The 16,103-nt window shown below is 40.7% G+C and carries 14 protein-coding genes; 9 read left to right on the top strand and 5 right to left on the bottom strand.

Annotation, left to right across the window (positions count from 1 at the left end; translation table 11 throughout):
- Positions 1-94: 94 nt before the first annotated feature.
- The 4 genes from FPL27_RS14930 to FPL27_RS14915 form a co-directional block, all read right to left on the bottom strand.
- Positions 95-1,258: a hypothetical protein gene (locus FPL27_RS14930; protein ID WP_143961850.1), complete on the bottom strand. Its 1,164-nt coding sequence runs from the start codon at positions 1,256-1,258 to the stop codon at positions 95-97.
- 53 nt (positions 1,259-1,311) lie between these two features.
- Entirely contained in the window at positions 1,312-1,509 is a 198-nt protein-coding gene (locus FPL27_RS14925) for a hypothetical protein (protein WP_143961849.1), read from the bottom strand.
- Between the two features lie 187 nt (positions 1,510-1,696).
- Positions 1,697-2,224, bottom strand: a complete 528-nt coding sequence (locus FPL27_RS14920) for a DUF4924 family protein (RefSeq protein ID WP_143961848.1) — start codon at positions 2,222-2,224, stop codon at positions 1,697-1,699.
- A 171-nt stretch (positions 2,225-2,395) separates the two neighbouring features.
- A complete protein-coding gene (locus FPL27_RS14915; RefSeq protein WP_143961847.1) occupies positions 2,396-2,980 on the bottom strand; it encodes a DUF922 domain-containing protein in 585 nt (194 codons plus the stop codon).
- A 105-nt stretch (positions 2,981-3,085) separates the two neighbouring features.
- Here FPL27_RS14915 and lepA point away from each other — a divergent pair, with 105 nt between their 5' ends.
- From lepA to FPL27_RS14895, 4 genes are all read left to right on the top strand, one after another.
- The gene (gene lepA / locus FPL27_RS14910; protein WP_143961846.1) at positions 3,086-4,879 is read left to right on the top strand and encodes a translation elongation factor 4; all 1,794 of its coding nucleotides are present in this window, start codon (positions 3,086-3,088) and stop codon (positions 4,877-4,879) included.
- A gap of 119 nt (positions 4,880-4,998) precedes the next feature.
- Positions 4,999-5,361 (top strand): four helix bundle protein, encoded by a 363-nt coding sequence (locus FPL27_RS14905; protein WP_143961845.1) that lies wholly within the window; start codon positions 4,999-5,001, stop codon positions 5,359-5,361.
- An 82-nt stretch (positions 5,362-5,443) separates the two neighbouring features.
- Complete coding sequence (folD, locus tag FPL27_RS14900; RefSeq protein WP_143961844.1) at positions 5,444-6,328, top strand: bifunctional methylenetetrahydrofolate dehydrogenase/methenyltetrahydrofolate cyclohydrolase FolD; 885 nt, start codon at positions 5,444-5,446, stop codon at positions 6,326-6,328.
- 169 nt (positions 6,329-6,497) lie between these two features.
- A complete protein-coding gene (locus FPL27_RS14895) occupies positions 6,498-7,079 on the top strand; it encodes a class I SAM-dependent methyltransferase (protein ID WP_235893449.1) in 582 nt (193 codons plus the stop codon).
- A gap of 63 nt (positions 7,080-7,142) precedes the next feature.
- On the opposite strand, the gene FPL27_RS14890 is transcribed toward FPL27_RS14895, so the two are convergent.
- A complete protein-coding gene (locus tag FPL27_RS14890) occupies positions 7,143-8,204 on the bottom strand; it encodes an SDR family NAD(P)-dependent oxidoreductase (protein WP_143961843.1) in 1,062 nt (353 codons plus the stop codon).
- Between the two features lie 291 nt (positions 8,205-8,495).
- Between FPL27_RS14890 and FPL27_RS14885 the strand changes: the two genes are divergently transcribed.
- The 5 genes from FPL27_RS14885 to FPL27_RS14865 all read left to right on the top strand — a co-directional run bounded on the left by FPL27_RS14885 (position 8,496) and on the right by FPL27_RS14865 (position 16,102).
- Positions 8,496-9,122 (top strand): 7-carboxy-7-deazaguanine synthase QueE, encoded by a 627-nt coding sequence (locus FPL27_RS14885; RefSeq protein ID WP_143961842.1) that lies wholly within the window; start codon positions 8,496-8,498, stop codon positions 9,120-9,122.
- Positions 9,123-9,125: 3 nt separating this feature from the next.
- Positions 9,126-11,036: an OmpA family protein gene (locus FPL27_RS14880; protein ID WP_143961841.1), complete on the top strand. Its 1,911-nt coding sequence runs from the start codon at positions 9,126-9,128 to the stop codon at positions 11,034-11,036.
- Between the two features lie 256 nt (positions 11,037-11,292).
- On the top strand, positions 11,293-12,540 hold the full coding sequence (locus tag FPL27_RS14875; RefSeq protein ID WP_143961840.1) for an outer membrane protein assembly factor BamB family protein: 1,248 nt from the start codon (positions 11,293-11,295) through the stop codon (positions 12,538-12,540).
- Between the two features lie 132 nt (positions 12,541-12,672).
- Positions 12,673-13,368: a hypothetical protein gene (locus FPL27_RS14870; protein ID WP_143961839.1), complete on the top strand. Its 696-nt coding sequence runs from the start codon at positions 12,673-12,675 to the stop codon at positions 13,366-13,368.
- Positions 13,361-16,102 carry a TonB-dependent receptor gene (locus tag FPL27_RS14865; RefSeq protein WP_143961838.1) on the top strand — a complete coding sequence of 914 codons (2,742 nt, stop codon included), beginning with the start codon at positions 13,361-13,363 and terminating at the stop codon, positions 16,100-16,102. Before FPL27_RS14870 ends, FPL27_RS14865 begins: the two co-directional genes overlap by 8 nt.
- Position 16,103 lies beyond the last annotated feature (1 nt).

Genomic DNA, 16,103 nt, shown 5'->3' with positions numbered 1-16,103 from the left:
AAAACCACAGAGGCACAAAGGGCTTAGAGTATAACCTCATGACACCTGCCAGGTTTTTTTGAAACCTGGTAGGTGTTTTTTGTAAAGATCTTTTTCAATTACCCTGGACCCATTTATAAAATTCCAGAGCATCTTCTATAGTGGCTTCTTTTGCAAAAAAAAGAATACCGTTTTTTGTAATCGTAGGGTCCATGTCAATTTCCGGTTCGAGTTTAAAAATATCCTTAAGGTTTAATTTTACATCGTAAGTTAAAATGTAATGGTTATCATACCGGAATCTTGCGAGCCTTTTGTTTTCCCCGTAATCTATATATCCTTTATATATCTGGATGAAGTGACTTTTAATTGGATCATATTTTAGGTTAAAGAATCTAGGAGAGTTGGCTTGATAAGTGAAAATCCCGGCCTCCCTCATGTTTTTGTTACCTATAATTAAGGGATCTGGTTTATCAAATTCTAGATGATCGCCTATTTTTTTAACTGTAGCTGTGTGGTTTTTTAAGTTGAATAAGTATAGGCTATCTATAGCAGGGTAGGTGATTATTAAAGTTTCTTCTGCCAACGCTAAATAGGGTTGAGTAAGGGTGGGGAACAGGGTGCCTGTTTCTCCTTTTAGATGGCTTGGGTAATAAACTGGAAGCTTTTTAGCCTTTTGGAGTTTTAGGTCAAATTCTGCAATATGACTTCCATCAAAAAAATCAGGAGAGGACTCCGTTGTAAACTTATAGACGTTTGTAATTATTTTATCTGGTTGATAAATTATTAGATCATCACTTGGTAAATCTTCAGAAAGAAAACCTGCTGGGGCCAAAGAAAAATCTGATTTTACTTTTGTAGGGTCCCCTATCACTATTTTATTTTCAACTACATAGGAAGATTCATGGGAGTTGATTCTCATTTTATAAATTCCAATAGTTGTCTTTACATAAAGGTGGTCAAAGCTATATGAAAAGGATAAAATAAAACCATTGATTGCATTTGGTCCATCCGGCTCTAGGGTAATATAAAAGCTACTTTTATCCTCCGTGGAGATAAAGTCAAAACTACCTCTTTTGAAGTTATATCCTACTAAGTATTCACTTTCATCAACGGGGGCAGTAACCATGCCTCCGGTATACTTCGTTTTGAAATTCAGTTCTGGATAAAAAATGGTTTTTGAGAAGTTTGTTATTTTTGCTACCTCCTCATATCGGGTTGGAAGTTTAGAATTACAGCTAGCAAAAAGAAAGATAAAAATCAATAGTTTAGGTTGTTTCATAATAATAGAGTAAAAAAGGCCTTCAGGAATCTGAAGGCCTAAATCATTAAACATTAACCATTACAGTCTTCTTCTGATGGGAAATAAATCAATACATTATCTCTCCCGCACTCTGCTTCAGCATTGTCCAATATTTCTTCTTGTTCTTCTTGAGTACATGCCCACCAATAGCCGTTATAATCACAAGCCATAATACTTGTGCCTCCCAACAGGCCTACGGTAAAAATAGTTAAAAATAACATCTTTTTCATTTTAGATTAAATTTAAAGTGTAAATGCTTTTTACTAAAAAAGGAAGCAATATTAACCTTGGGAAAAGTGTCGACATCATTCCTGTGCCCAAAGTAAGTGAATTAAAAAAAACCAAGTATTTAGCTATAAAAATAAATATACCGTTTGAAAATTAACTGTACAACTTCCTAACTTAGATGAGAGGGGCTCACTTTTTCCTTTCCATATACAAATGATTCAAGTATCCCAATACCGCACCGAATGCAGAAGTGGCCTTTTCAATCTCTTCACTTACGGTCTTGCCAGTAAGTCTGGCTAAAAGAAGACCGTAAATTCCATTTAGGCAAATTTGTATCTCGTGGCCAATGTCCTGACCGTTTGAGGAGGAGATGAAGTCTAGGATATAGGGCTTAGCTTGGTCGTATATTTGAAAATACTCCTTGTCGGTTTTTAGTAGCTCCCAATGGAGATCAGCGAGCGCATTCACATAAAGCTGCACATCTGATAAGTGGCCGTTTTCCACCACACCCTCATCCTGCATCTTGTCTCCCAAGTCGGTAAACCATTCATAGATTTCATCCTTCTTATCCTCTTCTACAGGATAATGGGCTACCACATATTTCTGGATGTCCTCCATGTTAAACTGGTAAGACCTGATCAGATCCTCCATCTGATACATATAGATAATATATTCACCGATGTTGGTGCTTTTCTTCTTTTCCGCTATATCTTTCATAAGTATTTAATTTTTGTTATCCGAAATTATGCTAAAAGCCTATTTCCCACTTATTGGCAGGACGGAAGACCGAAGACCGAAGACCGAATAAAGCGCCATCCTAGCATCAGGCCTAGAACCTTTCGGTCTCCCGTCTTCCGTCCTCGGTCTTCAAAACAAAACTACAAATTCCTACCTGGAAATCTCCTTTTCAAAGAAATTGTCCCATTCCTTTTGCCTTTCCAAATCCCGAGGATTGGTGGTTTCATAATCGTAGGCCCGCTCCATCTCCCGCCATTCTTTGTAATGTTCTTGCACCAGACTGTCAAATTGCTCCTGATACCTGTTTTTGTCAAACTCAAATGTTTCTATGGCATTCAGGAGCTGCTTGCCTATGAGTTGGGCAATTTTGAAGTGGCCGTTTTCATGGTTGAGCACAGCTTCTTTAGTGGCTTTGTCGGAGCGGGAAAGAAAACCTAAGGAAACCTGAGTTTGGTCTGGGTCAATACCAATTTCTATCTTGGGGCTGATGCGGATGATTCCATTTTTCTCGGATGCTGAACCGATTTTGGGTTGTACGTAGGTTACTGTTCGTGCATTCACCCCGGGGCGGTTGTTGATTGTTTTGACCTGCTTAAAGTCCCGCCATACTAAGTTGCGGTCAGGGGAAATACTTATCCCCGACTTTGCCCGGAAAGCCTGGACACCAAATGCCAGCAGGAAAATCAGTGTCAGTCCCAAAAGAAAATATATCGTGTGGAGGCGGTTAATTCGCATTAGGGGTTCATTTGTAGATTTAAAACCTTCCAAAGCCTGTGAAGTTAGAAAATAAGGGGAGAAATCAATGTAAAACCCTAACTATTTACTAATTTTGCCCTCAGAATGGATATGCAAAAAATAAGAAATTTCTGTATCATAGCCCATATTGATCATGGGAAGAGTACATTGGCAGATCGCCTATTGGAGTTTACCCACACGGTGACCGATAGGGAAATGCAAAATCAGTTACTGGACAACATGGATTTGGAGCGTGAGCGCGGTATCACGATCAAATCTCATGCGATCCAGATGAAATATACTTACAAAGGCGAGGAATACACCCTCAACCTTATCGATACACCAGGCCACGTGGATTTTTCCTACGAGGTTTCCCGTTCCATCGCAGCTTGTGAAGGCGCGCTTTTGATCGTGGATGCTTCTCAGGGGATTGAAGCCCAGACTATCTCCAACCTTTATTTGGCCATGGGGCATGATTTGGAAATCATTCCTGTTTTAAACAAAATTGACCTTCCTGGAGCTGAACCCGAGGTGGTAGCCGATGAGGTTATCGATTTGATCGGTTGCGACCGTGAAGATATCGTGCTTGCTTCAGGGAAAGAAGGACTTGGTATCGAGGACATACTCAATGCTGTGATCGAAAAAATCCCTGCGCCAAAAGGTAATGCGGATGAGCCTTTACAGGCCATGATTTTTGACTCCGTCTATAATCCTTTTAGAGGGGTTGAAGTTTTGTTCCGTGTATTTAACGGTACTATTAATAAGGGGGATAAAATTAAATTTGTCAATACCGGTAAGGAATACGATGCAGATGAGATCGGTATTTTAGGTATTCAACAGAAACCTCAACAGTCTTTAGCCGCAGGAAATGTGGGTTACCTGATTTCAGGTATCAAAGTGGCTAAAGAGGTGAAAGTGGGGGATACCATTACCCATATCAAAAGACCTTGTACCACTTCCATCAAAGGTTTCGAAAACGTAAAGCCGATGGTTTTTGCTGGGATTTACCCAGTTGATACCACCGAATTTGAAGAACTTAGAGCCTCTATGGAAAAACTGCAGTTGAATGACGCTTCCTTAGTTTGGGAACCGGAGACATCTGCTGCTTTGGGCTTTGGCTTCCGTTGCGGTTTCTTGGGTATGCTCCACATGGAGATCATCCAGGAAAGGCTGGAAAGGGAATTTGACATGACTGTGATCACGACGGTGCCTTCAGTGCAGTTCCGCGCCATGATGAATGACGGTGAATACAATGTAGTAAATGCCCCTTCCGATATGCCGGAGCCAAATATGTTCAAGCATATTGAGGAGCCATTTGTGAAAGCCTCAATCATCACCGCTGCCGATTATGTCGGTCCGGTGATCCAGCTTTGCATGGACAAAAGGGGGCAGATTAAAAATCAGGTTTATCTGACAGCTGAGCGGGTTGAACTTACTTTCGATATGCCATTGGCAGAAATTGTATTCGACTTCTTCGATAAATTGAAAACCATATCCAGAGGCTATGCTTCTTTGGATTATGAACTAAAAGGATTCCAACAGTCACACATGGTGAGATTGGATGTGATGCTGAATGGCGAAGTTGTAGATGCTTTATCGGCAATTGTCCACAGAGACAAGGCGTATGAGTGGGGCAAGAGGCTTTGCGAAAAGCTAAAGGAACTTGTACCAAGACAAATGTTCGAAATCGCCATCCAAGCCGCTATCGGTACCAAAATTATTGCTAGAGAAACTGTCAAAGCTCTTCGTAAAAACGTACTTGCCAAGTGCTACGGCGGGGATATCTCCCGTAAGCGTAAGCTCCTCGATAAGCAGAAAAAAGGCAAGAAACGAATGAGACAAGTAGGAAATGTGGAGGTGCCTCAGGAGGCATTTATGGCGGTATTGAAATTGGATTAGACTTTACTTCATCATTCATTATTCGGCGTTCATTATTCATTATTTAATGATGAATGTAGAATGATGAATGATGAAGTGGGTTACCCAAAACTTTTTGCCATCCTTAAACATTATTTTTTATGAATCGGATATACGATTTGGAGGAGCGATTAATCAATTTTGCTGTGTTGGTCATTCAAGTGATCGATAATATAGTAAGCAATAAAGCCGGGAATCATTTGGCTGGCCAACTATTGAGGTCAGGAACCTCGCCGGCGCTGAATTATGGGGAAGCACAAAGTGGAGAATCGAAAAGGGATTTTCTTCATAAGATAAAAATTGTGTTAAAGGAGCTTAGGGAGACCTTGGTTTGCTTAAAACTAGTTTTTAGATCGAAGCTTTATAAAGATGAAGCTTTGGTGAACACTACAATGAAAGAATGCAATGAGTTAGTTTCTATTTTTGTAAAAAGCGTAGCAACAACTTCAAAAAACTTGATATAGATGTTTTTAAGTGTGAGGCGATAAAAGGTCTTATCTTTCTCTGCGCCTCTTCGGTTATTTAATTTTATATAAACTATCAACCATGCCTATAATTATAGACGGAAAATCCACCTCAGAAACAATCAAAACCGAAATCGCTGCCCGTGTGGCCGAAATAAAGCAGGAGGGTGGAAAGATCCCGCATTTGGCTGCTGTGTTGGTGGGCCATGATGGGGCTAGCCAGACTTACGTCAATGCAAAGGTGAAATCTTGCGAGCAGGTAGGTTTTGAGTCGACACTGGTGAGATTGGAGGATACGGTTTCTGAAGAGGAGCTATTGAAGGTGGTGGAAGACATCAACCAAAACCCGGAAATTGACGGACTGATCGTACAATTGCCATTGCCTAAGCATATTTCGGTGGAAAAAGTAACCGAAATGATCAAGCCCGAAAAAGACGTGGATGGTTTTACCCCAGCAAATGTTGGGCGTATGGCCTTAAACTGGCCTACATACGTTTCTGCAACACCAAACGGCATCATGGAGCTTCTTAAGCGCTATGGCATTGAAACAACCGGCAAAAATTGCGTGGTTATCGGAAGAAGCCATATTGTAGGTTCTCCGATGAGTATCCTGATGGCCCGTAACGGGAATCCAGGAAATGCGACGGTGACGTTGACCCACAGCCGTACCCAAAACCTCCCTGAGATAGCCAAGCAAGCTGATATTCTTATCGTGGCACTAGGTAAAGCAGGATTTGTGACCGCCGATATGGTTAAGGAAGGTGCTGTAGTAATTGATGTGGGGATTCACAGAATTGAGGATTCGAGCAAGAAGAGTGGCTTCAGATTGGTAGGTGATGTTAAATTCGAGGAGGTATCCCGAAAAGCCTCCGCCATTACTCCTGTTCCCGGAGGAGTTGGTCCTATGACAATCGCCTCCTTGTTGAGCAACACGCTGCTGGCAGCTGAGAAGAAGATTTATAAGTGAAAAGCAAGCGGTTGGAAGTAACTAGATATTGCAGCTTTACATCAGGGTTAATATAGGTTTAACATGGGATAAACACGGGATAAACACGGGATTTCCCCCTTTGCATTGTCCATGTTGACCACCTATATTCCAAAGGGGATATGCTTATGAGGTTTTAAAATGAGATACCATGCAGTTGGATTTAAGTGAGCTTTCAGATCGAGAATTCGATGCTCTTTATCCTCTAAAGATTAATAAATTATCCTCTACCCATTGGACGCCGGTAGTAATTACCAAAAAGGCCATTGGTTTTTTGGTAAGGGACTCTGAGACAAAAGTTTTGGATATTGGCTCTGGATCCGGTAAGTTTTGCCTTGTAGCTGCAAGCTGCTCAAACGCTCAGGTATATGGGGTCGAAAAAAGAGAAAGTCTAATACGCCTTTCTCGAAAAATGGTTGCACAGCTGGGCCTTCGAGTGAATTTCATTCATGCTGACATCAAAAGCATTAACTTTCAGGAATTTGATGCATTCTACTTTTTCAATTCCTTTGGTGAAAGCATTGATCTGACCGACAGCCTTGATCGGGAAAATTCAATTGATGAAAATGCCTACCTTGAGAATTGCGGATTTCTTCATCGTCAATTGGAGGGAACCTCAAAAGGGACAAGGGTGGTAACCTATTGTGGAGGGGAGGAAATAATCCCTGATCATTATAGGTTAATCAGTTCGGAGGCAAAAGGTAAGCTCAAGTTTTGGGAAAAGGAATTTTAAGGAGGAAGTTTCACGCGGCGGTCGCTGGGATAGCCACGTGAAACTTCCTAGTTTCAGCCTTTTTCACCAAGCGACCTTTTTTAAAAATGCTGGGGTGTTAAGCTTTACCTGATGAGAAATCTTTTCCGTAATGGTTTTGGGTTTGGAGTCCATGCCGGACTTCACCAACATGTAGGCGCTAGCGACCAAGCCGGCAACCACTAGACCCCAGCCCAAAGTTACACCGTCGTCTTTTTTGGATTTGTCTTCAGGAAGCCAGCCTCCGCTGATGGTGGCCCTGCCGTTAGTGGTGTACAGGTTTCCGGTGGATTTTGCTGAAGAGGATTTTTTGAAATGGTCCTTTAGAATTTTTTTTCTGATCTGATGATCAAATTTAGGGGAAGAAGCATTTTTCAAAAGTTTGGCCACCTTACCTTGGTATCCTACGACCACTTCTTTTTGGGGATGTATAACCAGGTCCATGATAGCTTCTGCAACTTTTTGAGCAGAAATCACCGGCTCAGGGGCTTTAATTTCCTTGCCCATATAATTAGCAGCAGATTGGAATAATGGAGTGTCAATCACGGATGGTAATACAGAACATACGTGGATGTCCTTCACATCGGAATATTCTTGCTCAAGACTAAAGCTCAATCCTCTGATTGCAAATTTGCTGACCGTGTAGGCTGCCGAGAAGGGCTGGCCAGTCAGGGCCACCATGGAGGAGACGTTGATTAGGTTGCCGAAGCCCTGCTTTTTAAAGATGGGCATGACCGCGTGCGCGCCGTTCATATAACCCATTACATTTGTTTCGATTACCTGTTTGCTGTCTTTGAGGGGCGTTTTTTCAAATGGTCCAAGTAATGTGATAGCCGCATTGTTGACCCAAACGTCAATTTTCCCATACTTATCCATCACTTGTTTGACCACTGCTGTAAGTTCTTTTTCCCGACAAACATCGGCAGGGGCGGCCAATGCTTTTCCCCCGTATGATTCGCATTCATGAGCCAACTCTTCCAGGACAGTTTTTCTACGGCTGACCAAGACAACAGTGCCTCCGTTTCTAGCAATTTCCAGCGCGGTGGCTCTTCCGATGCCGCTTGAGGCTCCAGTGATTACGACTACTTTATTTTGGATGTTTTTCATGGTTGGACAGGTTTAAAGTTAATGGTTGCATAAAATCTGTTAATAGAAATCAAAACCCATTCCCAATTATAAGTATTGTATCTTTCAGTGTTTTATAAGATAAGGATGAGGGAAATGCATATTGTATTTGCTGGGGTGCTTAGGAGAAGGTCTGAGAATGTCACCGTAAAGAAACAGTTTGAGTGGGAATTAAGCATTTATCAATTTAGTAAAAGGAATATTTATCGTACCTTTGCAAGCTTAAATGTTTTAAACCCAGCGGTTCAATCACCCGCTTAATCAAAAATTGATATGAAAATCAAAGAAGCCGTAGCCAGCGGCACTATGCTTCCTGTCATGGAAGCTTTTTATACTATTCAAGGAGAAGGGACATTTACCGGGCATGCTGCCTATTTCATCCGCCTGGGCGGTTGTGATGTTGGTTGTGTGTGGTGTGACGTGAAGGATTCATGGGAAGCCGAAAAATGGCCTGTTTTACCCGTTGAGGATATTGTGGCGCAGGCGGAGCAGTATCCTGGTAGGCTGGTGGTAATCACCGGGGGAGAACCCTTGATGTATAACCTCGGACCTCTTACTGAGCTTTTGAAGGCAAAAGGATTTCAGACTAATATTGAAACTTCCGGTGCTCATCCTTTTACAGGAACTTTCGATTGGGTCTGCTTTTCACCCAAAAAATTCAAAGAACCCCACCCGAGTATCTATCAAGAGGCTGATGAGCTGAAAGTTATAATTTTTCACAAAAGTGATTTTGAATTTGCCGAAAAACACGCTTCACAGGTAGGAGAGGGCTGTGTTAAGCTTCTTCAGCCGGAATGGAGCAAGGCTGCTACCTTTACCGAGCAGATAGTAAATTATGTAAAAAGTAACCCAAATTGGAAAATATCGCTACAAACTCATAAATTTATGGATATTCCATAAATTATGAAGAAGTTACTTTTGCTTTTAACGTTTTTTTTCTCGGTATTTTTAGTGCAGGCGCAAGAATATTCTGTAATAGATAGACGCGCGATCAAATTGCATGAAGAAGGTGAAGAGCTTGTATTGAAGCGAAGGTATGATGAGGCGATCCAGAAATTTGAGGCCTCCATCAATAGAAGTAGTAATTTTTTTGAATCCTATATACGCTGGTCCCAATTGCTGTTGATGAAGGGAGATCCGGATAGAGCAATGGCGGTGGCCGAAAAAGGGGCCGCAAGGGTCAAAAACAATCCTAAGATCAGCGGAGACTTTGGTTGGTTGAAAGCCAACATTCTGATGAAAACCGGAAGGTTTGATGAGGCTGTTTCTGTTTTTGAAGAGAGTGACCCCTTATTTACTGACAGATTCCGCACCTCGTCACATTATAGGGATTTTGTGGAGCAACTCGACTTTGTCAAAAAACACATCGCCTCTCCCTTGGACATCACCAAGGTAAAACTCCCCTCCCCACTCAATAATTTTAACCTCCAATATTTCCCTGTTCTCACCGCCGACAGCCGAAAGATACTATTTACCAAGCGTGACGGACTTTCTTTTCAGGATAATGAGGATATCTATGTGAGTTATTATGAAGAGGAGGGTTGGACTGAACCGATTCCTATTGCGGAAACAGTCAATACTAATTACAACGAAGGTACCTGTACCATTTCAGCAGATGGGAACATATTAATATATACGTCCTGTGATGCTCCGGACTCTTTTGGGAGCTGCGACCTCTATGTCACTTATAAAGTAAATGGAAAATGGCAAAAGCCCACCAATATGGGTAAAAATGTAAACTCCCGCCAATGGGATTCCCAACCTTCCCTATCTGCTGACGGAAGCATTCTGTTTTTCTCTTCCAACAGGAGAGGAGGGTATGGTGGAAATGACATCTGGTATTCGGTAAGGCAGGACGACGGAAGCTGGGCCGAGGCCAAAAATCTCGGAGAGGGCGTCAATACGCCCAAAGATGAGGTGAGCCCATTCATATATTTCAATAATGAGTTGTTGTTCTTTGCCTCCAATGGACATTTGGGTTTTGGGGGAATGGATATCTTTATGTCCCGAATGGAAAAGGGAGTATTTACCGAACCGGAAAACCTGGGCTATCCTATCAATGATCATCAGGATCAACTGGCGTTATTCATTACTGCACAGAGAGATTTTGCTTATTACACTGAAAACTCTTTCAAGGATGGGAGACTGGATGCTTCGTATCTGTACAGATTTCCTTTCCCGCAAGAAATAGACCTTGGGGAAAAAATATTGGTAACCGAGGGTAAGGTGCTGGACAGCAAGACCGGTAAGCCTCTGGATGCACGCTTATCCTTAGTTAGTTTGGCCAATGATAGCATAATCTACCAGTTTCGATCGGACGGGGAGTCAGGCAAGTTTATGATGCTGTATCCCGACAAGACTTTTTCAGGGCTCTATGTGGAGAAGAAAGGGTTTCTGCCAAAGATTTATAATGTGGAGAAGGATAACCTCATGGATCGGTCGGATATGGAGATTGAGCTGACGCCTGTTGCCTCTGGGGAGCAGTTTCTTTTTGAAAACGTATTTTTCGATTTTGATAAGGCGGATCTCAGGCCGGAATCAAAGAGCTCCATCGGCAGGTTGCGCAATTTCCTTTCAGAAAACCCAGAAGTCAACATTCTCATAGAGGGGCATACAGATAATGTAGGCAATCAAAATTATAACCAGCAACTGAGCGAAAAAAGGGCCATTTCAGTCAAACAGGAGTTAATTTTGTTGGGGATAGCAGAAGCAAGAATTTCAATTAAGGGGTATGGTGACCAAAAACCCGTCGCACCTAACGACACTTCTGCAAATCGTTCAAAAAACAGAAGAATTGAGATTGTGGTAGAGTAAAAAAAATAAAACTAAAAAACATCATTTACCCTCGAACCTTTTTAGTTGCCTTCTCGTAAAAATTTTAGAAGTTTTTTTTCAAATTGACCTGATTATTAAAATAATATTTTAATAATTTGTCTTTCGTAATTTTGATCGTTTTAGTTTGAATTTTCTTAACCTAACTCTTAACTATATGAAAAATTCATTTTTGGTGTTTCTGGTGGTTATTTTCTTTTCTTGTCAGACCGATAAACCCGAGGACCCAAGTTCCAATTTGGAGTTGAAGCTTTCCCAATCTGCAGTTTGTGCGGGAAGTACTGTCACAGTGGAGCTTTTGCGAAACGGGTATAAATTAGATCCGAAAAATGTAACCTATTCTGTTGAACCTGTAAGTGCCGGATTTTTTGAGAATAACTCGACTTTTATAGCTGAATTGTTGGATGAATCCATAGAGGCAGTTATTACCGCAAAATTAAGGTACGAGCAGGGTAGCGCAACGGAAAACTTGACTATTGATGTCATAAGACAAAGAGATGTAATTACAACTGTTGATTATTATACAAATAGTCGGTCAACTTCAGTAATTAAACAACAGGCATTTCAAGATGGATATGTGAAAATTGGATCCTATGAAGGTAATTCTATTGTAAATGGAGAATTGGTTGTAATAAGGCAAGATGCTGAAGGGAATAAAATATGGCAAAAGACATGGGAAAGGGGGACATACTGGCACTCATTGGAGGTGAAAAACGATTTTATCTTTATTGGTGGCGATGCCTATCTTAGAGGTGAAATATATGCTTCAATTAAAAATATTGACAGGGAGGGAAATGAAATTTTCCAGCTAACGATACCAGGGGGCAAGCTGAAGGATCTGGCCGTAAATGAAAATTACGAGATATTGGCATTCCAGGAGAACGGAACAATTACCAAGTTTGATGCGAATGGCCAAGAGCTTTGGAAGAAAGCAAAAGATTTTGTTATAATGACAGCAGGTTTCAATAAGAACAATGAATTATTTGGGAGTATTTCCGATGGTGCCACAGGCAAAGTGTTACACTTGTCAGAAGAGGGGGAAGTCATTTGGGAGCAGCCAATTTCTTCCTATGCGTCAGAAATGGATTTTGAAGGGAATAATTTAGTGGTTGGTTATTATTCAAATCGAAGAGCAAGTGTGAAAAAATTCTCCCCACAAGGGGATGTATTGTTCGAAGGTGAATATCTGCCTGAAGGTTATGAAAGTTTTGTTTTTAGTGATCTTAAGGTTTTAGATGGCGGGGATATGCTTTTGTCAGGGGGCAAAAATTTTTATCATGACGCCGTAGTAATGAAAATTAATAAGGAGGGTCATCTTGATTGGGTGTGGGAAACTAACCGTATTTCCCCCAATACAAATACCGTAGCATTCAACGCCATAAAAAATTCTAAAGGTTATAGAGTGTTTTGTTTATATAAAACTTCTCTCTTCTTAATCCAACTGACCGAAGAAGGTGAACAATATGCTTGTGCAAATAGGTTTTGAGAACCACGTTATTTGATATTTCCCCAAAACTTTGGCTACCCTATTAAATAGGGTGGCCATTTTTTATTTGAGTGGCGTAATGCTGGCCAGAATATTTCCCTATATTTATGAACTAAATTTCTGTTTGATTTTATGAAGTTCAATTTTAAAGCTTGGGTAGGCTTACTGATGATAATGTTTTTAGCCAACACCCATGTAATGGCTCAGAGTGAAGGAAATGAAATAGGTTATCCAGGGTTGTTTCAAGGGGCAATTTATCCAGAGGTCTCAGTTGCAAGAGGTTCTTCATCCTTTCAAGAAAAAGGCTTTGTCGAAGGAAACCTCAAGTTTGAAGGTTATTATTTTTCCAACCTCGATTTGATGTATGATGTATATCTGGATGAGCTGGTCCTATTGACCCCAGATGAGAATCATAAGGTACTTGTTAATGGTACTAAAGTTCACTCTTTTGATTTTCCGGAAAACCGGACCTTTGTAAAACTTCATAACCCATCTTTATCTGCCCAACAAAAGAAAGGCTACTATGAGCTTTTGGCTGATGGTCCAGTCCAGGTATTAATCAAACACTCCAAGGAAATTCAAATTATATCTTCCCCAACTGAATTTTATAAAGTCTTTTCGGATAAGGCTATTTACTATTTGCATGATGGTTTTAAAATGAAAAACATCAATCGTCGAAAGGATGCTCTAGAGTTTTTTGGCTTGTCGGCTAAAGAGTTTAGAGCACATGCTAGCCGAAAATTAAGTTTCAAACGACAAAAGAATGATTTCCTTTTGGAATTAATTAAAGTGAGCGAAAAAATCAATAACCAGCAACATAATGAGTAGGTATGTTTTTATAGTCATTTTACTGTTGTTTGGTTTTCAAATGAAGTTAAATGCTCAAGATCAGTCAAAAAGGATATCGGGTACTTTTTTAGGATACAGTTTTGAAAGGTTTGTTGAAAGAGTAGAAAAAGAAACTGGCTATCAGTTTTATTTTGATCCATCATTGCTTGAGGATGTTAATGTGAGTTTGGTTGCTGAGGATAATACTATTCCTCAATTGCTGAATTCCATATTTGAAGGGACAAATTTAAAGTATTCCATTTTTGAGGATAAAAAGATATTCATTACCCCGGAGAAGGCTATGCGGACAAGGTTTCCGAATGCTTTTTTGAAAGCCGATGAAGTTAAAAGGGATACCAGTGAACACAACCAAGAAGAAACTTACGGAATAGGAGCATTTGCCCAAAATACCGTGTGGAAAGTTGGAAGTCAAACAGATGCGGAAGTGGCTGAAATATCAGGAAAAGTACTTTCTGAGGAAAACTTGCCTGTCATTGGGGTTACCGTATCAGTACGTGGTTCCGATCTCAGGACTATTACAGATGAAAATGGTAAGTATGCATTGATTGTCCCAACTGGAAGACATGTAATTGACTTTAACAAATTCGGTGGAGATGGTGAGAGAAGAAATGTGGATGTGCAGGGGCCAGGAAGTTTTAATGTACAATTTGAAGAAGATTATATTACCCTCAATGAATATACGGTTACATACAAGGATACAGAAAACGTAAGTAAAGTCAGCTCTGGGACTGTATCTATGCAGATGAATACCATGAAGAAGCTACCGGCTGTGTTGGGTGAGGTGGATGTGATCCGTTCAGTGATGACTATGCCAGGAGTACAATCAGTGGGGGAGGCTAGCGTGGGTTTCAATGTCCGAGGTGGGGCTGCTGATCAAAACCTTATCATGTTCAATGATGCCACTATTTATAACCCAAGCCACTTATTTGGCATGTTCTCAGCATTCAATTCAGACCTGGTAGAAGGGGTAGAACTTTATAAAGCAGGAGCACCTATAGAATATGGAGGAAGGTTATCCTCAGTTTTGGATGTGAAAGGTAAATATGGCAATTCCGAAAAAATCAAAGGGAGTGGAGGAATTGGGTTGCTTACAAGCAGGCTCGCAATAGATGGCCCCTTAAATGATAAGACAACTTTTGCAGTAGGAGCTAGAACAACTTATTCTGATTGGATATTAAACCTACTGGAAGAGGGGACGGAATTCAAAAATGGAGCAGCCTCCTTTTATGATCTAAATTTGAGTGTCAAGCATACCTTAAATGACAAAAATGAAATTAGGTTAAATGCCTACTCCAGTGGGGACGAATTCCGGTTTACTGCAGATACCACCTTTTCTTATCAGAACAGAAATTTTAATATAGGGTGGAATCATCAGTTTAATGATGATTTCAGTGGGGATCTTGTAGTGGGCTATGATGCCTACGAATTTGGGATTGAAAGTAACTCTGATCCGAGCAATGCCTATGATTTTGGTTTTGGCATGTCCCAGTTTCATTTAAGAAATAATTTTGGGTATGACTTAAATAATAAGCATTTTCTAAAGTTTGGGTTGAGTTCCATTTTATATGATCTTTCTCCAGGAAGTTTAGAGCCACAAGCAGGTGAATCCCTTGTTTTGCCAGATAGGGTCCAATCTGAGCGTGCTTTGGAAACGAGTATTTTTATAGGGGATGAATGGGAAATATCTAATAAATTTTCTGTGGATGCCGGCCTGCGATATGTGTTCTATCAGTTTTTAGGTCCAAATACGGTAAGTGAATATCAAGAGGGGGTCCTTCCTACTGAAGGTTCTGAAATAAGGACAACAAGCTATGGATCCGGAGAAATCATCCAGCCCTACCATGGACCCGAGTTTCGGGTTAATGCCAGATATCTAGTGAACAACACTACCTCTATCAAAGCAGGAATCAACACATCCCGTCAACATATACATATGCTGACCAACACCTCATCAATTTCTCCAACGGATACCTGGAAATTGAGTGATAGGTTTGTACGACCCCAGCTTGGGCAGCAATATTCTCTTGGGATTTTTAAAAACATGAGGAAAAATCTTATAGAAACTTCCTTGGAAGTTTATTATAGAGATATGAGCAACCTTCTGGATTATAGAAGTGGAGCTACTTTAATTTTGAACAAAAATATTGAAAGAGAAATCCTGAGATCCCAGGGACGTTCATATGGTGCTGAGGTCATGTTGAAAAAAACTGAGGGTAGGCTGAATGGCTGGGTGACTTATACCTACTCTAGGTCTCAATTACGAACTGACCCAGGTGAGATCGGCCAAAAAATCAATAACGGAAATTTTTATTCCAGCAATTTTGATCAACCCCATGATGTATTGCTTTTTCTAAATTACGAATTGACTAAAAGGATATCCCCTTCTCTTAATGCAAATTATAGTACAGGGAGACCGATTACCTTGCCGGTAGCCAAGTTTGAATACCAAGGTTCAGAAAGGGTGTTTTTCTCAGAAAGAAATGCTCATAGAGTCCCTGATTTCTTCAGAATTGACCTCGCTGTAAATGTGGAGGGAAGCCATAAGCTGAAAAAACTGGCTCATGCTTCCTGGTCCTTTGGAGTTTATAACGTGTTGGGTAGAAGTAATCCGTATTCAGCATATTTCACTCCTGTAAACGGCGTTTTGCAGGGATATCAACTTTCCATCTTCGCCCGACCAATTCCATTCGTGACATATAATTTCAAATTTTAAG

It is taken from the genome of Litoribacter populi, from assembly GCF_007483685.1.
Classification (GTDB): Bacteria; Bacteroidota; Bacteroidia; order Cytophagales; family Cyclobacteriaceae; genus Litoribacter; species Litoribacter populi.
The sequence above is the reverse complement of the archived record's forward strand: the minus strand, read 5'-3'. Positions and strand labels throughout refer to the sequence as shown.